Origin of the sequence: Bacillus sp. SG-1 (assembly GCF_000181495.1) — a bacterium.
GTDB lineage: Bacteria > Bacillota > Bacilli > Bacillales > Bacillaceae_B > Rossellomorea.
Map to the genome: position 1 here is coordinate 20,729 of NZ_ABCF01000023.1, position 19,639 is coordinate 40,367.

General features: G+C 41.2%; 20 protein-coding genes. 15 read left to right on the forward strand and 5 right to left on the reverse strand.

Translation table 11 applies throughout. The features are described 5' to 3' along the window. Positions 1-95 precede the first annotated feature (95 nt). From BSG1_RS11185 to BSG1_RS11220, 7 genes are all read left to right on the forward strand, one after another. Complete coding sequence (locus BSG1_RS11185) at positions 96-1,955, forward strand: sensor domain-containing diguanylate cyclase (RefSeq protein ID WP_198008229.1); 1,860 nt, start codon at positions 96-98, stop codon at positions 1,953-1,955. 1,265 nt (positions 1,956-3,220) lie between these two features. Continuing rightward, positions 3,221-3,829: a methyl-accepting chemotaxis protein gene (locus tag BSG1_RS21770; protein WP_442852158.1), complete on the forward strand. Its 609-nt coding sequence runs from the start codon at positions 3,221-3,223 to the stop codon at positions 3,827-3,829. 207 nt (positions 3,830-4,036) lie between these two features. Continuing rightward, positions 4,037-5,686, forward strand: a complete 1,650-nt coding sequence (locus tag BSG1_RS11195) for a thiamine pyrophosphate-binding protein (protein ID WP_006837135.1) — start codon at positions 4,037-4,039, stop codon at positions 5,684-5,686. A gap of 16 nt (positions 5,687-5,702) precedes the next feature. Beyond that, entirely contained in the window at positions 5,703-6,089 is a 387-nt protein-coding gene (locus BSG1_RS11200; RefSeq protein ID WP_006837136.1) for a carboxymuconolactone decarboxylase family protein, read from the forward strand. A gap of 84 nt (positions 6,090-6,173) precedes the next feature. Continuing rightward, positions 6,174-6,851, forward strand: coding sequence for a flagellar brake protein (locus BSG1_RS11205; RefSeq protein ID WP_006837137.1), 678 nt, complete (start codon positions 6,174-6,176; stop codon positions 6,849-6,851). Positions 6,852-7,697: 846 nt separating this feature from the next. Next, positions 7,698-8,522, forward strand: coding sequence for an aldo/keto reductase (locus tag BSG1_RS11215; protein ID WP_044022773.1), 825 nt, complete (start codon positions 7,698-7,700; stop codon positions 8,520-8,522). Positions 8,523-8,779: 257 nt separating this feature from the next. Beyond that, positions 8,780-9,097, forward strand: coding sequence for a hypothetical protein (locus BSG1_RS11220; RefSeq protein ID WP_006837140.1), 318 nt, complete (start codon positions 8,780-8,782; stop codon positions 9,095-9,097). A gap of 75 nt (positions 9,098-9,172) precedes the next feature. Here the strand turns inward: BSG1_RS11220 and BSG1_RS11225 are convergent, their stop codons facing one another. After that, the gene (locus tag BSG1_RS11225) at positions 9,173-10,027 is read right to left on the reverse strand and encodes an STAS domain-containing protein (RefSeq protein WP_006837141.1); all 855 of its coding nucleotides are present in this window, start codon (positions 10,025-10,027) and stop codon (positions 9,173-9,175) included. Positions 10,028-10,316: 289 nt separating this feature from the next. Next, on the reverse strand, positions 10,317-10,460 hold the full coding sequence (locus tag BSG1_RS21100; protein ID WP_198008230.1) for a hypothetical protein: 144 nt from the start codon (positions 10,458-10,460) through the stop codon (positions 10,317-10,319). A 174-nt stretch (positions 10,461-10,634) separates the two neighbouring features. Between BSG1_RS21100 and BSG1_RS11230 the strand changes: the two genes are divergently transcribed. Further along, positions 10,635-12,032 carry a bifunctional metallophosphatase/5'-nucleotidase gene (locus BSG1_RS11230; protein ID WP_006837143.1) on the forward strand — a complete coding sequence of 466 codons (1,398 nt, stop codon included), beginning with the start codon at positions 10,635-10,637 and terminating at the stop codon, positions 12,030-12,032. A gap of 94 nt (positions 12,033-12,126) precedes the next feature. Then, the gene (locus tag BSG1_RS11235) at positions 12,127-12,555 is read left to right on the forward strand and encodes a hypothetical protein (RefSeq protein ID WP_006837144.1); all 429 of its coding nucleotides are present in this window, start codon (positions 12,127-12,129) and stop codon (positions 12,553-12,555) included. 31 nt (positions 12,556-12,586) lie between these two features. Here BSG1_RS11235 and BSG1_RS21105 read toward each other — a convergent pair whose 3' ends face one another. Continuing rightward, positions 12,587-12,751 (reverse strand): hypothetical protein, encoded by a 165-nt coding sequence (locus BSG1_RS21105; RefSeq protein WP_198008231.1) that lies wholly within the window; start codon positions 12,749-12,751, stop codon positions 12,587-12,589. A gap of 292 nt (positions 12,752-13,043) precedes the next feature. Then, the gene (locus BSG1_RS20850) at positions 13,044-13,181 is read right to left on the reverse strand and encodes a hypothetical protein (RefSeq protein ID WP_006837146.1); all 138 of its coding nucleotides are present in this window, start codon (positions 13,179-13,181) and stop codon (positions 13,044-13,046) included. Between the two features lie 36 nt (positions 13,182-13,217). Here BSG1_RS20850 and BSG1_RS11240 point away from each other — a divergent pair, with 36 nt between their 5' ends. The 6 genes from BSG1_RS11240 (at position 13,218) to BSG1_RS11260 (ending at position 19,355) form a co-directional block, all read left to right on the forward strand. Next, a complete protein-coding gene (locus tag BSG1_RS11240) occupies positions 13,218-13,487 on the forward strand; it encodes a hypothetical protein (protein WP_006837147.1) in 270 nt (89 codons plus the stop codon). 92 nt (positions 13,488-13,579) lie between these two features. Then, a complete protein-coding gene (locus tag BSG1_RS11245; protein ID WP_006837148.1) occupies positions 13,580-14,632 on the forward strand; it encodes a mechanosensitive ion channel family protein in 1,053 nt (350 codons plus the stop codon). A gap of 138 nt (positions 14,633-14,770) precedes the next feature. Further along, on the forward strand, positions 14,771-16,147 hold the full coding sequence (gene nagE, locus BSG1_RS11250) for an N-acetylglucosamine-specific PTS transporter subunit IIBC (protein ID WP_006837149.1): 1,377 nt from the start codon (positions 14,771-14,773) through the stop codon (positions 16,145-16,147). Between the two features lie 686 nt (positions 16,148-16,833). Beyond that, entirely contained in the window at positions 16,834-16,923 is a 90-nt protein-coding gene (locus tag BSG1_RS21360) for a putative holin-like toxin (RefSeq protein ID WP_232214229.1), read from the forward strand. A 413-nt stretch (positions 16,924-17,336) separates the two neighbouring features. After that, positions 17,337-18,662, forward strand: a complete 1,326-nt coding sequence (locus BSG1_RS11255; RefSeq protein WP_006837151.1) for a hypothetical protein — start codon at positions 17,337-17,339, stop codon at positions 18,660-18,662. A 57-nt stretch (positions 18,663-18,719) separates the two neighbouring features. After that, positions 18,720-19,355, forward strand: coding sequence for a class F sortase (locus tag BSG1_RS11260; RefSeq protein WP_044022774.1), 636 nt, complete (start codon positions 18,720-18,722; stop codon positions 19,353-19,355). A 50-nt stretch (positions 19,356-19,405) separates the two neighbouring features. On the opposite strand, the gene BSG1_RS11265 is transcribed toward BSG1_RS11260, so the two are convergent. Next, entirely contained in the window at positions 19,406-19,603 is a 198-nt protein-coding gene (locus tag BSG1_RS11265; protein WP_006837153.1) for a cold-shock protein, read from the reverse strand. Positions 19,604-19,639 lie beyond the last annotated feature (36 nt).

Consider the following 19,639-nt stretch of genomic DNA (forward strand, 5'->3'; position numbering starts at 1 on the left):
TGTATAAAACCCTAAAAAGATTTTAGGTGTTTGCAAGACTTGTACATATTACATTGTTTGAAGCACGCCGAATTAAAAAAGTGGGGTATCTAATGGTGAGAAGATCATTATATTGTGTCTTAATAGCTGTTGTCTTTTTGCTCTTTGCAGGATGCGCTCATAGAGAAATAGATACATCCCCGGTTTTAAAAGCTGAGGAAGGATATATAGATTTAAGTAAGTTACATGATGACAGGATCATCCGGTTAAATGGTGAGTGGGAGTTTTATTGGGAAAGGAAAGGCGCGCTTTTAGACAACAAGCAATATATAGAAGTACCCTCTAACTGGAAAAGCGCATTGGGGCTGCCGGGTCATGGGTATGCAACCTACAGGCTGGTTATTGAAGGACTTAAGGAAGAGTCCCGGTATGGCTTGACAATTCCTGCTGTATCGAATGCTTATCAGTTGTTTATAGATGGGAACCTGGCTGCTGAAGTTGGGGCTGTGGGAACTGATAAGGATTCTACTGTGCCGGATTATCAGCCACAGGAAGTGTACTTTTCCCCAAATGACACTTCAACAGAAGTAACAATGGTCTTGGCAAATTATCATTATCGTTCGGGCGGTATATGGGAAAGTATCACAATAGGAACGGCTGAACAGATTCTTGACCGTACGTATAAAAAGCAGGCTTTTGAATTTATCATTTTCGGCTGTTTACTTTTGGCGGGTTTATATCATAGTGTTCTATATATCCAACGCCGAAAGAATGTATCCGCACTGCTGTTCAGTCTTGTCTGTTTTATTATTTGTATAAGAATCATTGTGACTGAGGAGATGGCAATTCTCGACTTCTTTCCATCTTTTCCTTGGAGTCTAATAATCAAATTGGAATATTTGACTTTCTACACTTCTGTACCTTTATTTTGCTGGGTTTTATATTCATTATTCCCAAATCTATTTTCCAAAAGGTATTTTAAAGTTTTCACTTTTATTAGTGCAGTCATGTCGCTCTTTGTTCTCGTTACTACTACAAACATATTTACTCATTCGACTGTCATCTATCAAGTCCTGACTATTATCACTATTTTATATGTTTCCATCAAGCTGGTGAAAGCGTTAATAGATAAACAGGAAGGTGCTCTAATCGTAAATATTTGCGCTGCTATCCTTTCCATTACGGTTATTAATGATATTCTTTCAGTGAATAGTGTCATTCAGTCCTATAGGCTGTCATCGCTTGGTTTAGCCGTGTTTATTTTCTCTCAGGCATACATCATCGCCAAGCGCTCAACGAAAGCATTCAATGAGATGGAAAGAATGACAACAGAATTGGCTTTGCTGAATCTCACTTTGGAAGAAAAGGTTAAAGAAAGAACGGTATCTCTCGAAAATTCCAGGGACCAATTACAAAAGGTTAATGAAAAACTGAAAAACCTTTCTTATAGGGACCAGCTCACTCAAATACCCAACCGCCGTTATTTTGATGAAAAATATCATGAGGCTTGGGATGCTGCATTAATGAACAAATCTCCCATTGCGGTCATGTACCTGGATATTGATTACTTCAAACTCTACAATGATACGTATGGGCATGAGGCAGGGGATGAATGCCTGAAGCTTGTCGCACAGTCAATTGAAGAAATCATTCAATCATGCGATGGATTTGTTGCACGGATGGGAGGAGAGGAGTTTATTGCCGTCCTACTGAACCAGTCACCGGAATCTATTTATCAACTGGCGGAAAAGTGCAGAACCATGATCGAGGGGTTGAACATCCCCCATGAAAATTCCAAGGTCAGTAACAGGGTTACGCTCAGTATCGGTGCAGCCATGAGCGTTGCCAATGCCAAAGGGAAAGCAGCAGACCTGATAAGTGAAGCAGACGAATGTTTGTACGAGGCCAAGGAAAACGGAAGAAATAGCATCTATATAAAAAATGCGGCTGGGACTGTATCCACACCATCAGCATAAAACTAATTCAAAAAAAGACAGGGGTGCCTGTCTTTTTTTTGTTGGACTGGTAGTGAGAAATCCTTTGCCTGACAGGTTATTTAGATAAAAGAAAACAAAGATGTCGTACTATGTCTTTCGATGTCGCAAAATTTAGAAAAATATAGGTTTAAAGTTTGGTTTTTTATATTTATGATAGTAGTAAGTAATTTAAATAAAAAAATAGAAAGGGTTTAACGGAAAGTCATGCAGGCGTTTCAGGTTATTCATGACCATAAATTGATGGTTGTTGATTTTTTTTGAAATAAGATTAGGTATAAAGTCTTAGGTGTATAGTGTGCTGAATTGAAGTGACTACTCTCAGCTGTTTTTACAGAGCTGGAACAAAATTAAGAAGGTGGATTAGTATGGTAACACAATATGAGAAAACAAGCTCTAAACTATTGACCTATACGTTAATTGGTTTAGGCCTGACTAGCTGTTTTCCGATTTTCTTTATTTTCTATCTGACAAAAATGATTGATCTTTCTCAGTTTTTATCATTCTGTTTAATCATGATTCCCCTAAGTGCCATCACTTACATAATCTATGTACTGGTTCGAAATCATGCTAAGGGCAAGTATATATTAAGCTGCTTTGCATTCATATTGAGTACCATTGTCATCTGGTTCATTCCTTCAGTGAATTCATGGCTCATCATTTTTATGACATTATTATTTTCTCTGATTTACTTACATACAAGGATCATGGTTTTATCGATTATTTATGGGTCTCTCTCGCTGTTCTTCCATTTCAGTGTAAATCCTTATTTAGAAAATAGTTTGCAGGTGATTGATCTCATTGTGGTGTTTGCTTTATATCTATTTTGCGGTGTTGTCTGCTTATCGGTCTGTATAGTAGGTAACCGAATTATAGGAGATGCGAAGGAAAACGAAAAAACCGCGATGAAAAGCCAAGAAAAAAATATGGCTATCATAGAGGATATAAAAATCACCCTCCATTCTCTGACTCAGTTCTATAGCAATCTTCAAGAACGAATCACGAAGACAAATCAGGTAACCGATGAGATCGTCTTTAGTTTTTCTGAGGTTGTAAAGGGTGCAGAATCCCAGGCATCGAGTATCACGGATATGAATGAGTCCACTCATTCATCAAACATGAAAGTCCAGACAGTTGTCGAAAAAGCAAAGGGGATGAAACAACTTTCAATTTCTACAGCTGAAATCACGAACATAGGTGATAGAAAGATAAAAGAATTGGTGAGTGAGAACACCCAAGTGAGTTCCATGATTCATAATACAGCGCAACTAATCAATGAGTTAAACGAAAAAAATAAAAGCATCAGTACCATTGTTAAAGCGATCAGTGACATTTCCAATCAGACGAATCTACTGGCTTTGAATGCGGCAATTGAAGCAGCCAGAGCAGGGGAACATGGAAAAGGCTTTGGCGTGGTGGCAGCTGAAATTCGCAAGCTGGCAGAGGTTTCACAAAAATCCACAGAAGAAATATCCCATATCCTTGGAAGTATCCAGGAACAATCAAGTTTGATCGCACAGGAGGTTGCAATCGGCCAGGAAGCTACTCGAAAAGGTACTGTGTTAGGTGAAGAAACCGGCAGCACATTAAAAGACATACTAATGAATATGGACAAACTGGTTGCACACTCATCAGAGGTTCAAGAGATGGTGGATATTGTGGGAGGTAATACAGAAGCAATCGTAAGCGATATTGAATCTATTTCAAGTATTACAGAGCAGTCAACTGCTGTTTCACAAGAAATATTTGCAAGCATTGAGGAACAGAGAAGCCAGATGAAAGGCATTGTAGAAAGCTTTAACGAACTTGAAAATTTAATTAATCTCGTGGAAAAGACAGCCCATGCTGTTGATTGAACATGCTGACGCCCTCTCAGCATAGCGGCCCTGGAGGGATCTCTGAAGGCTCGGGGACCAGAGATTTAACGGGGGGGAGAGCATAACACCCGTTCCCGGGAAACCCTTTACATAACATTTCTAAGTCCCATACTTTAACGAGACAGAGAATCAAGTGCTGAAGCACGGTGAAAACGATGAATGAACTTTCGTTAGGAGAGATAGAGAATGAAGAAAAAAGTATCCAAGATTTTAGCAGAGCACTTTAGACATTGGGGAATCACAGATGTATTCGGGGTTCCGGGCAAGGCTGTATGTCCTTTGTTGTTTGATCTGGAAGCAGAAGATATCAATTTCGTCTTGAGCAGCCATGAAGGCGGGGCGGGATACGAAGCGTCAGGCTATGCGTTATCTAAAAACACACTTGGGGTGGCCATTGGTACAACCGGCCCGGGAGGAACCAATTTATTGACCGCTGCCGGACAAGCCAAGGCCTACCACCTGCCCGTGCTTTTTATCACTGGCCATCAGCCGATACAATCAACCGGGAAAGCCCAAGGCCAGGATTCAAGCAGCTTCGGGACGGACTTAACAAAGATGTTTGAACCGGTAACATTATTCAGTGCCCGGGTGGAGCGCAGTGAAATGTTCCCGCTTTATCTAAGGCATGCTATTGAGAAAGCTGTCACAGGGAAAAAAGGTCCCGTACACCTTTCCATTCCATATGATGTCTACATGGAAGAGATAGAATCGTTCTATTATCCATTACCTGCTGACATAGGTACAGTGATTTCACCCGATGTAGACCAAGTTCCTTCAATCCTTAACAATGCAAAGAAGCCAGTTCTCTTCCTTGGGAAAGGAGTCGGGATTTCCAATGCATATGAGGAAGTCGGCTTGGTTGCTGAACACTGGAATATTCCAGTCATCACTACCCCGTGCGGCAAGGGAGCCTTCCCTTCAGTCCACCCGCTCAGTCTGGGAGGATTTGGCCTTGGAGGCACTGAGAAGTCCGCTGAATATTTAAAATCGGGCATTGATGTAATGATTGTCGTGGGGACTAAATTATCTGATATGTCCCTCGCAGGTTTTTCGGCCGACATGCACCCGGATTTGATCCTGCAATTTGATTGTGATTTGACGTTTGCCGGAAAGTCGCTTCCAGTACCGACGAAGGTATTGTTGGGTGACGCTAAAGCTAATTTAAAGAAACTGATCGAGATTGCCGGGTGTCAACCCAACCCCGCGTTAGCTGAAGTGGCAGCAACGTCATCACTGGCAAAAGAACCATCTGCAGGGAGGGATGGAATGTTAACTTCCGAGCAGGCAGTCAAAACATTACGATCACACCTTCCAAAGGAGGCCATTCTTTTTGGGGATGACGGGAGCCATACCTTTTATGCTGTGCGCCACTATGATATCTATCAACCTGGCACTTTCTTCTTTGACGATGTTTTTGGGGCAATGGGACATGCCATAGGCTTTTCAATTGGAGCGAAAATTGCCTCACCGGAAAAGCCGGTTGTTTGTTTAACCGGAGACGGATGTACATTAATGCATGGGACAGAATTTATCACCGCGAAGAATAATAGAGTCCCTGTACTATTTGTAGTACTTAATAATGGCCAGCTGGATATGGTGGATAAAGGAATGTCTTTTTCGACTGGACGGTCAGTTGGGACCACTTATCAAACGCCTCTAAATGCAGCAAAGTTTGCTGAAGCTATGGGAGTGACTTCCTTTAGGTGCCATGATGAGGAGGAACTGGCTGAAGCGATCCAATCTTCTCTTCAGGCTGATGGACCTGTAGTGATTGAGGCCATCGTGGATCCGGCTGAAGTGCCGCCTACCTTGTCCAGAGTCGTTACATTGAAATAGAAAAGGGGCTACTACTATGAATGAACGCTTAAGTAAAGGGCTCGAAGCTGTTGAAGAATATGCAGGGAGTGAGGCTCTGACTGTATTGGAAGGCATTAAACAGTTTTCTCCTTCGTTTTATCACATGATGCTCGAATTTGGATTTGGCGATGTTTATACGAGGCCAAACCTGGATTTTCAACAACGAAATCTTATCGTGCTGTCATCCTTGATAACACAGGGGGCATCTGAACAACTGCCAGTTCATTTCCATGCAGCGATAAAGGCAGGATTGACACCGGATCAAATTCTGGAGGTCATCTTGCACAGTATCCCTTATGCAGGATTTCCAAAGTCGCTAAGTGCACTTATGACAGCAAAAAAATTTTTTGAAGACCATCAACTCTCGACAAAAGACTATTAATCAAACGGCTATACAACTTCTGAAAGAGAAATAGAGTTAAAACTGTTTTATAAGTTAATAATTTTGAAGGGAGCTTAATCATTTATGTATCTTCCAGTAATTAATAAATCTGTCACAATCATTGTTCCAACCGGTGAAGAAAAGGGGACCTACACATCTATTGTCCATAACATGAACACCAGTGAGTTAATTCTCAGTAAGCCTGTATCAGCTGATGGTAACGGAGAGATTACGCTCACAGATGGGTTGCAGGTAATCGTGGATTACCAGGATGACAAAGATGTGCCATGCCGATTTGAAACACTCGTGTTCAATCCGCTCAATGAAAATCCTGAATGGCTGCTTCTAAAGTGTCCGGATAAAATAGAAAGGCATCAGCGCAGGGAAGAATATCGAATCCCGTTATGCAGGCCCGTAGAACTAACAATTCATTCAAAAAATGTCGCTGGACTAATGAATGATCTGTCTGGTGGAGGCTGTTCCGTTTGGCTTGATGATACGAATGGGTTACAAAAGGGTGAGAAGGTGGAAGTCAGCTTTGTGCTAAGCTCCCCAGCAGCAGGGATAGAACCAATGAGCATAGTTGCTGAAGCAGAAGCTGTCAATGTACAAAACAGGGCTTCAGCTGTTAAAGGAGCTTTTTGCTCACTTAAATTTGTTGGGATGAGTTCTGACATGAGGCAGGGAATCATGGAATACATCTTTAACCGCCATGCTATAGACGTAGCCTTAAACAGCGTTGGACGGGAGATAATGTATTAATTACAGGCAGATGAATCTTTAGCCAAAAAAATGACGGGTTTTCCAATAAGCACTAAGGAAGCGTAATGAAAAACCACATAATAAATCCATTAATTGAGAAGGTCACCTAGATAAGGGGAAGGGTATTTAAAATAAGGGAAAAAGTTTCTGTTAAACTGCAAAATTTAGCTGGGGAGGGGTAAATAAGGGAAGGATTTTCCGTTAAACATGCTCAGTAACCCAATTTTCATGTTTTTTAAGTTAATAGCGGAAGGTTTTTTCCCTATCTGCCCCATTTTCCTCGACATTTCTATAATAAGAGAAATTTCTTCCCTTATTATAGAAGCTCATGGTACTGATACTTTTTTGGTCCTTGCCTCTATGGTGGAGGGTGCCAGAATGAAGAGATGCTTTCTCAACCAACGAAGGGCTTAATTTGAAGAAAAAATCACAGTGAACTTGTTAAGTCATTTCAATCCCTATAAGGACGAATTAATCATAATGGATAAAATTATGTTATGATTTTTTTATACCATGCCCGTAAGTGAATTCGCCGCGTAAATCAAAAGACAACAAAAAGATTGGATCAAAGGCTAAGCAGGACCGTTTTTTGGAGGCAGACATGCGTTAAAAGGCCTTAGGGTTTAACTGATGGAGGTATGTCAGAAGTTAAATAGAAAGACTAAAGAAGCGTCTGCTAATCACGCGAAATTCGCTTCTTTGCCAAGACAGATTACTTTATCCTCTCACGTTTTCTTTTGTATAATGTGATTATTCCCAGTAATTGTACTCGGAATGAATTTTCATGAACCGTGAACCTTATAGGGGTGAACCTCTAAGGAAAAAATCCAAAAGGAGAAATGCCAGATGAATTTCGTGACTCTAAATAATGGTTTGAAAATGCCGCAGCTTGGATTCGGCGTGTGGCAGGTTGAAAATAATCAGGCGACTGCTGCAGTTGCAAAAGCCTTGGAAACAGGCTATACATCCATTGATACAGCGATGATCTACCAAAATGAAGAGGGTGTAGGGAAAGCGCTGAAAGAAACATCCGTTCCACGTGAAGAACTATTTATTACTACGAAAGTCTGGAACAGTGATCAAGGTTACGACAACACATTGCGTGCTTTTGACGAAAGCTTGGAAAAACTGGGTCTTGATTATGTGGACCTGTACCTCATTCACTGGCCGACTCCTGAATTTGATGAGTATGTCGATACATATAAGGCATTGGAAAAGCTTTATCAGGATGGCAAAGTCAAAGCGATCGGTGTTTGTAATTTTGAAATTGAACATCTTGAGCGCATCCTGAATGAATGTGATGTAAAGCCTGTGTTAAACCAGGTGGAATGCCATCCATACCTGGCGCAAAATGAATTAAAAGAATTCTGTGCAAAGCACGATATCTTTGTTGAGGCATGGAGCCCGCTGGAGCAAGGCGGCGAAGTGCTGAAAGATGAAGTCGTAACCCAGATTGCCGAAGCCCATGGCAAATCACCTGCACAAGTGGTGCTTCGCTGGCACCTTCAAAAAAATACAATTGTCATTCCAAAATCAGTCACTCCATCAAGAATCGAAGAAAACTTCAATGTATTCGACTTTGAATTGACTGCTGATGAAATGAGCCAAATCGACGGTTTGAATAAGGACAGACGTAAAGGTCCTCATCCTAATGATATGAATCACCGGTAATTAGAAATGCCCCACTCTAAGAGTGGGGCATTTTCGGTATTTATAAAAAAGCCTTAGTGCCTTGAGAAATAATCTGCTCCCACTCCAAGCTTGGCAACACTTTTCTTTCTCTGACGAAATATGTGGAGAATCTTCACGTCGTTGCTTGAATTTAATTGGGGGATTTTGTTAGTTTGTGAGAGAATGGAACTATAAATATCAACTAGGACTGCAGACTCATATTTTTATAGAATAAATAGATGTAAGGGGATAAGGGAATGAAGGCAGCTAAAAGGATATTAGTGAGCATAATAGGAGGGGGATTGGCAGCAGGTCTTCTGGGAGACTGTATTGTTTCAGCTGAGAAAAACGAGAGGGAAACGGTAATCGAAGCAGAGAACAATACAGTCAGTCCATCGTATGTTCCAGCAGACGGCGGTGGCCACACATGGACATATGTCAAAACGACCTATATTTCTTCGGGTTATATCAAATTGTACAGTGACAGTGATTCTTATTGGTATTACACGAAAGAAATCTACTATGACACAAATGGTAAATATATCAAAACGTTTTATGATAAGTTTGCTAGGTAGTCATTGAAGGGAAGAGAAGCTATTTTCCTGTACAAAAATAAGCGAACACAAAGTGTGTTCGCTTAATGACAGAGCTTAACAAACGGAAAAAAATTTCAGTTCCTTTAAAGCTTGGTGCAGAGTCCCTTTGACAGTCAGGTGGTTCAGGTTTACTCCCAAAGAAACCATTGTATGGGATACCTCCGGGCGGATTCCCGTAATGATGGTCTTTACCCCAATTAATGCAAGGGCATCGATGACTTTGAATAATTGATCTGCCACCATTGTATCCACCGTCAGTACACCTGATAAGTCTATGACCAAATGGCTCAATTTCAATTTTTCAGCGTGCTTTAATGTCTCTTCCATTAGAAGTCTGGCTCTTTCGGTGTCTATGTTTCCGATTAAAGGTAAGATTCCGATTTCAGGACCGAGCGGAACAACGGGTACTGATAATTCAAGAAAGGCAGTATGGGCATTTTCAAGTGATCTCTGAAAATTATCAACATAAGTGAGGCTGAAATAATAAACAGCTTTATCCAATAATGGATCAATGATGTCTACAATTTCAAATATTGCTTCAGCTGAAACAGCAGTCTCTTTTGAAGTGTCCTTAATAGCCTTCCAAATATATTGTCTATAAAAGCTTGTATCTTTCAAGGCTTCGTCTAAAGCTACACCCAAATGGAAAATGTAATCACCATTCTTGCGGCCCCACTCCTCAATTTCGTTAAGTGCTTTTTGTTTATCCTGGTGGTTTATTAAAGCATTTCCAAATAGGCTAATAAATTCAGCACGAATCTCAAGGATTTTTGGCTCTAACTCTTCGAAGTTCCGTAGTATGGCATCCGGTCTGGCCACCCCGGTCAGTCTATCCTTATGTACTTCCTCGGCAATCACATGTTTCTTTTCCAATATCATGCTTCCTATTGCTTGAAGTTCATTCGTCATCTTCCCTATCCTCCAACTTCTCCAGCGCTCATAATAACTAGTGTTATTATATCTTATTTACTAAGGTTAAAAAACAAATTATACTTGCCACTTTGATTTCAGTGAAAACAGCCTGTGAATCGCCAACTCTTTTCCTGCATTTATAGGCTTAAACTCCCCTTTTCTGCAACCGTAACTGGTTCCTTATCCAGGCTGTTGGGAGAGAGGTAAGCAGTGCGAGAAACGGCCTATTCTCAAAAAAAAAAGAAAACAGCCCCGCTTTTAATAAAGCAAGGCCATCATTTAAAATTTATACTGGATTTATAATCTCTGTTAAGAATAATATTTCATCTTCTATTAAAGCTTTTGTTTTCTGGTCTGGACATCTCTTGTAGTCATCGAATAATCTGCCCAGTTCTTTAATAAAAAAAAGGGTTTCAATGTCTTTGATCATAAAAAACATCTCCGTTCATATAGGTATTATAGCCTAAATCCCAATTTTTTAAACCCTAAAACAAAGAAAAAAATGGAATTTAAATTTTCGAAATATTTATTCCGCTGCAGGATAATGGAAACATGTTTCGAAGATTAATGGGATAGGAATTAATCCGAATTAATGAGGTGGAACATGAAATTACAAATTCTTCATACAAATGATCTGCATAGTCATTTTGAACAGTTTTCGAAAGCGGCATCCCTAATAAGAAAGCAGAAGGATGAACACACATTAGTATTGGATGGCGGTGATTTTGCCGATTTCAGGAGTATTGAACTTCAGGGAACAAGTGGAGCGGCCGCAATTGAATTGCTGGAGTCCGTCGAGTATGATGCCCTCACCATTGGAAATAATGAAACCTTCAATGGGGTGGATACACTGGAATTCATGGCAAGCAGCAGTAAGGTGCCTTTCATCAGCAATAACCTCCTCAGAAAACAAAAGACACCGATAAAGGGCGTGGTGGCTTCAACAATCATTGAGAAAAACGGCCTTCGGATCTTCATTACAGGGTCTTCACCAGATCTGGGGGATTTTAATGATGGCCTGGGTGTACATATCAGTTCGTTTAAGGAAGCGCTGGTTAAGGAGATGCAGCGTTATAAAGGAAAGTATGACCTATGCGTGGTTTTAAATCATGTCGGTACATATGATGATAAGGTTCTCGCAGAGGAAGTGGACGGGATAGATATCATCATCTCCGCTCATGATCATCAGCTTTACCAGAGGGCTAAGGTCATCAATGGCACTATTGTGAATAGTGCAGGATGTTATGGACAGCATGTTGGAAGCATAGAAATTGAGGTGACAACAGATGGAGTGACATTGCTGCACTCCGAAACATTGCCGACTGATGCCGAAGAAAAAGATCCTGAAGTCCTCGCCATCCTGAAACGAAATAAAGAAAAAGCGATTGCTGTTCTGAGCGAGCCGCTTTACCGCCTCCAAGAACCACTTTGGCATGATGTAGTGGAGGAGAACCCCATAAGCAACTTGATTGTCGACGGGCTGAGAGACATGCTGGATTGTGAGATAGGATTGATTAACAGCGGAATCGTCAATGCGGGGGCTTTTGATTATCTATCCAACAAAAAGCTTATTGAAATTTGTCCCTCACCTTTAAATCCAACATCCTTTGAGATACAGGGGAAAGATTTGCGCGAGGCAATCGAAGTGTCACTAGATGCACAAGCATGCCTTGCAGACGGAAAGGGACCTGGTTTCAGAGGAAGATTTGTCGGAAAGCTCCATGTTTCAGGAGCCAAAATAGAACATGACGGAAGCAAAGTCATCAATATATTGATTGGGGATCAGCCACTTGAAGATGAAAGATGGTACAGGGTGGCAAGCTCGGATTACCTGCAAAGAGGGTCGGGTTATCCTTCTCTTGCAAATAACCGAAACGAGAAATATCTGCCCGAGGAAATCAAGGACGTCATCCGCCTGTATGGAAAGGATCCATTGTTTATAAAAAAAGCAAGGATGAACCGTTGGCATGCAGTCGGTGCCATGACAATTGAAAGCCGGTAGTAATTGGATTTCTTTTTAAGAAAGTATATCCCTCATATTTCTATATTGCTATAATGAGTAAATGGTATTTATGTATGGAAATGAGTGATTTGGAATGAAAGAAGGCATTAAGGCATTAGCAGAAGTAGTGAATCAACTGCATGACCTGTTGATTATGCTGTCAAATGATCTTTTGGGCTTGAGCCTCACAGATAAAGACTTGCACTTTTGGATTATGGGCTTTATCGGGATCGGTGCCTTTTTTGTTGTTTTTATCATAACAAAATGGCTTTCGAGACTCCCCTTTGGCGTCACCATGATTGCATTCTTATATACAATGACCTTCATGTTTGTATTGGTGTTTGCCATAGAAATTCAGCAGGCCATTACGAATCGGGGAAATATGGAATTTGCCGATGCGGTTATCGGATTATGGGGTTTCTTTGCTCTATTTCTGATTTATGCAGCCCTGGGGCTTATCGCTTTGGGTGCTAAGATCCTTCATAAGAGATATATCAATAAGAATACGGACATAGAAATGTAGCCTTCCTTGTTTTACGGGAAGGCTGCTTTTTTTATACTATTTTTGTTTTTCCGCACTCTCTGCACTTTCTGTATAGCATACCGTCTTTAACAGTCGATTTAAACAGCTTGTTTCCACATTCGCATCTGCCGCTGACTTCATCAGGTTCATCTGTATAATGAACAATGTTCTCGTTCATTTCGTTCGTGCTTGTCATTTCACAACACCCTTTCGTTGCTTTTACTCTTTAACTAATATAGCAATTTTTCAAGCGGAATTCTATGTGAGGATCAAAAATAAAAATGGTAATCCAAACTTAGAGGGATCGTGGGGCTGACTGAGACGGTTTTTCAGTCAATAACCTTCTCAATGGAGTATTCGGTCAAAGTCGGTTTACGGGAAAATGTTAGTCGTAAACGAATGAACATATTCAGAGGTAACTGAACAAGTATAAATTCAAGGGTAGAAAAATTTCTTCGTTAACTTAGAGCATTGTACAAAATTATTAGTCAGTGGACGTACGAAACCCTTACGGTGATGCCTCTCACATCCTTTAGATAAGCATAGATTCCAGCACTGCGGATTTCATTCTGCATGTGTTCCGATATGATTATGTATTCATAATATCCGCTTTTGGTCATAGGCATAGTTATGTATCCTGAAAAACAAAGGAGGACGACAGAATGACAGAGAAAAACTCCAACACTCCAAAGGATTTATTGAAGAACACTTCTAAACAGGCGAGTGATCTGGTGAACCAGACTGCTGATACAGCAAATGGAATTGTAAAGTCGGTTAGCGGGAAAGGCGGTTTGGTAGGCAAGGTATCTGATACATCAGCCGATTTTGTAAAAGGGGTTTCAAACACCGGTAACAAGGCTGTGGAAAAAACAGTCGATACTGCTTCAGGGGTTTTAAAAGGGGCATCTGATAAAGTATTTAAGAAGAAGTAAGAAAGGAAGAAGAAGGAGGACGTTTAAGCGTTCCTTCTTTTTTATTATCTTTTTAATTGAAGTTAGGTAGTGAGAAGAGAGGAGTTGGAAGGTTGAATTTTCATACATATGAAGAATGGTCCAACATTATTCATTTTCCCGACATAATGATTACGATTGCTGTTGTAGTGGGGGTTCTCCTTGCAAGGTCTTTGATTCTTTGGGCTGCAAGGCAGCTTTCCCGGTTTTATGAGGTGGCAAGAAGCCTTGTGAACTGGGTCAGCTTTTATGGTATTTTACTGTTTCTGCTGAATTATTATAGTGACTCCCAATGGATGTTTGTCGTATTATTTACTACTGGGCAAATGAAAGTGACGCTGTTCCTTATTGTTATGGCTATATTGATTATTTCCTTGGCGAGCAGGATTTCCAAAGTGATGACGAAAGCAATCTTGCCTGCAATGTATAATCGTTACAACCTGAATAAGGGTCTTCGATTTACTTTTGATCGTATAGCCCACTACACGATTATGGTATTAGCGATTATTATCAGTTTGACGACAGTCGGCATAGATCTTAGTGCTCTAACTGTTTTTGCCGGCATCATCAGTGTCGGGATTGGTTTTGGGCTGCAAAATATTGCATCAAACTTCATCTCTGGTATCATTCTTTTATTTGAAAGGCCCATTAAAGTCGGCGACAGAGTCATAGTGGATGATGTCATTGGTGATGTGGAAAAAATCAACATGAGGGCGACTGTTATTAAGACACTGGATAACGAGCATATTATCGTCCCAAATTCCTATTTCCTTGAAGAAAAAGTGGTGAACAGATCATTCAGTGACCCGCGTCTTCGTCTTGTACTGCCGGTGGGAGTAGCGTACGGAACGGATGCAGAAAAGGTGAGGGAGCTTCTTTTACAAGTTGCAAAGGAAGAAAGTGAAGCTTCGGTGACTGTTTTGGATACCCCTGAACCATTCGTCAACTTTGTTGGCTTTGGAGAATCCTCTCTCGATTTTGAACTGTTTCTCTGGATATCAGATCCTAATCAATTGGTTGTCATTAAAAGCAACGTGAACTTTAGGATAAATAGAATTCTTTCAGAAAATAACATTGAAATTCCCTTTCCGCAGCGGGATTTGCATATCCGCAGTATCGATATTTGATGATTAAAGAGCGCTCCTCCTAAAAAAGGAGGCGCTCTTATTTTTATCTTGATTGTTCTATCCGGGCGCATACTTGTCATATTTTAGAGTACGGGCCTTTATGCAAGCGTTTACAACAAAAAGAAAGAAGGGATAAGGATGTTGGGATTTCTGCAACGAATTGGTAAAGCGTTAATGCTTCCGATTGCTGTTCTTCCCGCCGCGGCATTATTACTAAGAATTGGTCAGCCGGACTTATTGGACATTGCTTTTATTTCAGCTGCCGGGAAGGCAATCTTTGATCATCTTGCGTTGCTGTTCGCGATTGGAGTGGCGATAGGGATCTCGAAGGATGGCAATGGCGCTGCCGGCCTGGCGGGAGCCATTGGGTTCCTGGTATTGGGAGAAGGAACAAAGGCAATAAGTGACGGCATCAATATGGGAGTTCTTGGAGGAATACTATCCGGTGTCATTGCAGGGCTGTTATATAATCGCTACCATGATAAAAAGCTCCCTGATTATCTGGGCTTCTTTGGCGGACGGCGGTTTGTACCGATTATTACGTCCCTCGTCATGATTTTGCTGGCCGGTGTATTCGGCTATGTTTGGCCGCCTATTCAGGAAGCCATCAATGCAGTGGGCGAGTGGATCGTTGGAGCCGGAGCACTAGGAGTAGGAGTGTTTGGATTCTTAAACCGGTTATTGATACCACTAGGTCTTCATCATGTCTTAAACACATTGGTATGGTTTGAATTTGGTGAATTCACGAATGCTGCCGGTGAAGTCGTAAAAGGCGATTTGACCCGATTCTTCGCGAAAGATCCTGATTCCGGCATCTTCATGACCGGTTTCTTCCCTGTCATGATGTTCGGTTTGCCTGCTGCTGCTTTTGCGATGATTGCCGCGGCGAAAAAGGAAAGACGAAAGTTGATCACCGGTGCAATGGTCGGCATTGCTTTTACCTCATTTTTGACAGGTATTACGGAGCCGATTGAATTCCTGTTTATGTTCTTGTCACCAGTTTTGTATCTGGCACATGCTGTTTTGACAGGAGCGGCCATGTCGCTGACGTACATTCTGGATATTCATCACGGCTTCGGCTTTTCTGCAGGGGTGATTGACTATATTTTGAATTATAATATTGCCCAAAAACCGCTGGTACTCCTGTTGCTTGGTTTAGTGTACGGTGCTCTATACTTTGTGATCTTCTACTTCATGATCATTAAATTCAACCTGAAAACACCTGGAAGGGAAGAAGAGGTTGAAGGCGAGTTCTCCCAAAGCGCTGCTTCCGGGGGAGATTATAAAGGCCTTGCCGGCAAATACCTCACTGCATTGGGGGGCAAGGGCAATGTCGTTGCAATTGATAACTGCGTCACAAGGCTGCGTTTAATTGTAAACGACACAGGATTGGCAAATGAAGTGGAATTGAAGAGACTTGGTGCCAAAGGGGTCATCAAACTGAACCAAAGAGACATTCAGGTGGTGGTTGGAACAGATGTTGAATTCCTGGCAAACGAGTTGAAAAAATTATAGAGATGGGAAGCGGAGGCGCATAGTTGCCTCTGCTTTTATATTTAAGAGGCCGGCTCAGCGTCGTCTCCTGCATGGAAATATAGAGAGTATTAGGAGGGGGATTCATCAATTGGCAGGTGAATCTCTAATACTTATAAAGTCTCATACAAATAATAACAAGATTGGTAGGTGGTTGTATGAATTTTGATAACTTACATACAAATTAACGCTCTTTTTGTAGGTGACTATACATTATCCAATAATCTCACCTACTAATTACCCCTTGTACCCGCGGAGTCACACACCTGGAGCGGAAAGCAAGATATAATATAACTGCAACAATATTTAGCAAACAGCTTTTAGCGGAATTGGTTACTATTCTGTATTGAGAAATTGAAACAACATACACTAGGCAGCTTGATTTGTATGGAGGATCTTGCTATTCAGACGAAATTTTATCGCATAAGTTATGAGGGATATAGGAACGGCAGGCTTGGAGAAACATTATGGTTTTTCATACGGTGAATGGCAAGAGGCACACTCTTATCAGACTAGGCAAGATAACAGGTCCATTTGCCCAGTCGAAAAATTGTGAGGGGTTCTTTATGCTGAGATAAAGAAATGCTCATGGATGATATAATAGAGATACAGCACAATACAGGATGGGGCAGCGGCTCATACTCCCGAGGAAGGGAGGTGATACGCTAATGGTTGCGATTGAAGATGTCCTTCAGATTATGATTGCGTTTGGAACGCTTGTTGCCGCGATTATCGCGGCAACCGAAAAAAAGAAGTAACCATCCCATCCCCGGCCAAAGGTTAAAGATGATTACTTCGTCTGTTTAGCTTATGTTAAGCCGCTGCATATCCATGCAGGTATTTGCTGTAAGGGAGTCCTGATTGCCGTCAGGGCTCTCTTTTTTATTTTATGATGATACATTCATTATATACTTACCTTTTTTTTTCGTAAAGCAAACCATATGTCTCAACCAAAAGTATAAAAAAACTAATTTTTTTAAAAGTTTTAACGCTTACATGCATAAGGGTTCATGGGATTTTTCTTATACTTCATTTTTCATTTCAGCACATTTTGTATGTTTAAGTCCTTAGTACCGTGGAATAGTCCCTATGTAGCATTAGAATTGAACATCTTCCTTACAGGAGTGTTACATAACGTCTACAAGGAAGAAAAAAACTTAGGAGGTAGAAGATGAATTTTAAGAAAGCTTTAGTTGCAGTCCCATTAAGTTTGTCCCTATTAGTTCCCGGATTAGCGTCAGCAGATAATCACTCAGACATGCCAACGGTGGAAACTCCTGCAGTGGAGTTAAGAGCAGACCTGGACAGGCTTTTCTCTGAACACGCATACCTTGCGATGACTTCCATGAGAAAAGCAGCAAATGGAGACAAAGATTACGCTCAAGTGGCGGAAGCATTGAATGGTAATACAGAAGACCTTACTGCAGCAATCACAAGTGTTTATGGTGAAGCGGCAGGAGAACAGTTCAATGAATTCTGGAGCAATCATATCGGATATTTTGTCGATTATGTAAAAGCTTCCGTTAATAATGATGAAGCAGGAAAACAGGCTGCCTTGGAAGAATTGAACATGTACAAACAGGACTTTTCAAAGTTCATTGCTGAAGCTACAAATGGAGAAGTTCCAGCAGATGTGCTGGCATCAGGCCTGCAAACACACATCGACCAGCTGATTTCCGGCTTTGATGCGTATATGGCAGAAAACTATGAAAAAGCTTACATGACACAAAGCGATGCAATGGAACACTTGTATATGACAAGTAAGGCACTATCAAGTGCAATTGTTAACCAATTCCCGGAAAAATTCAATGATACGAAAGCTGTAACTAATGCTGCAAACCTCCGTTCTGACTTGAATTTCCTTCTTTCCGAACACTTTGCACTTGCTCAACAGGCTATGCAGAATGGAATCGAAGGAGCACCTGAATTTGAAGCAAATGTAAAAGTATTGTCTGAAAACACTGATCAACTTTCTGCTGCAATCGGATCCGTTTATGGTGACGAAGCGGCAGCACAGTTCAACGAAACGTGGAGTAACCATATTTCTTACTTTGTTGACTACGTAAAAGCTACTGGTGCTAATGACGAAGCAGCAAAAGAAGAAGCTTTAAAAGAGTTGGACGAGTATCGTGAAGATTTCTCTAAGTTTATCAGTGCTGCAACAGAAGATCGTGTGAAAGCTGAAACTCTTGCAGCTGGACTTCAAACACACGTAAATCAGTTGACTGGTACTTTCGACAGCTATGTTGCTGAAGACTATGAAGCTGCATGGGATACTGCAAGAGAAGGTTACGGTCATATGTTTACACCTGCTAAACTATTCAGTGCTGCATTTGTAAGCCAGTTCCCTGAAAAGTTCGCCGGTATGCCTGATATGCCTAACACTGGTATGGGCGGTATGAGTGAGACGGCCAACAGTACTTGGATCCTTTGGGCACTTCCAGGTGTATTGTTTGCAGGCCTTATCTTATTCAGACGTAAAACTGCAACTGAGTAAATGATGATGAAGAGGAGGGGGATCCCCTTCTCTTCTATTTACATAGGAGGAGAAAAAATGAATTCATGGCTTAAAAAAACCATACTTCTATACTGGATTCTCCTTATTTCTACAATTGGGGTCAATACAAGTGCAGCCCCACGGGAAAGTGATGTCACGGTAACTCCTTCACCAACTGTGGAGGTTCCTTCATCTGCTGAAACAAACCAGGCTGATAAGCCAGCTGCTGGCGACTATCTTCAAACTATAGAGGTAATACCTGAAAAAATCACAATTCCGTCAATCGGAATGGAAGCTCAAGTTGCCGGTGTGGGAATCCTCGAAAATGGTGAAATGGAAGTTCCAGATAACATCAATCAAGCTGGCTGGTTCAAACCCGGGGTGAAGCCCGGAGGACAAGGGAATGCAGTTCTTGCCGGACACCTTGATGGAAAAGGCAAGCCAGGTGCTTTCTATCATATAGGAAAATTACAAAAAGGCGATAAAGTGGAGATCTTAGGGAAGGATGGACAATTACTCACGTTTCAAGTCGTTGGAGTGGAATCCTACTATACTGATGATGCACCGCTCGAAAGGATATTCGGGTACCATTCTGACTCGCGATTAAATTTGATCACTTGTTCAGGGGATTTTGACGAAGAAGAACATGAGTATGAGGAGCGGCTGGTCGTTTATACTGAGCTAGTAAAATAGCAAAAAAAAGAACTCCCATTAAGGGAGTTCTTTTTTTGCTATTTCACTAATTACTTAGTTACGTTAGCAGCTTGAGGTCCACGAGCGCCATCTTCGATTTCAAATGAAACTGTTTGACCTTCTTCTAGAGTTTTGAAACCTTCGCCTTGGATAGCAGAGAAGTGAACGAATACATCTTCTTGACCTTCAACTTCGATGAAACCGAAACCTTTTTCTGCGTTGAACCATTTAACTTTACCTTGTAACATAATATTTCCTCCTGCGTGGCTAGTGCCACAATGTAT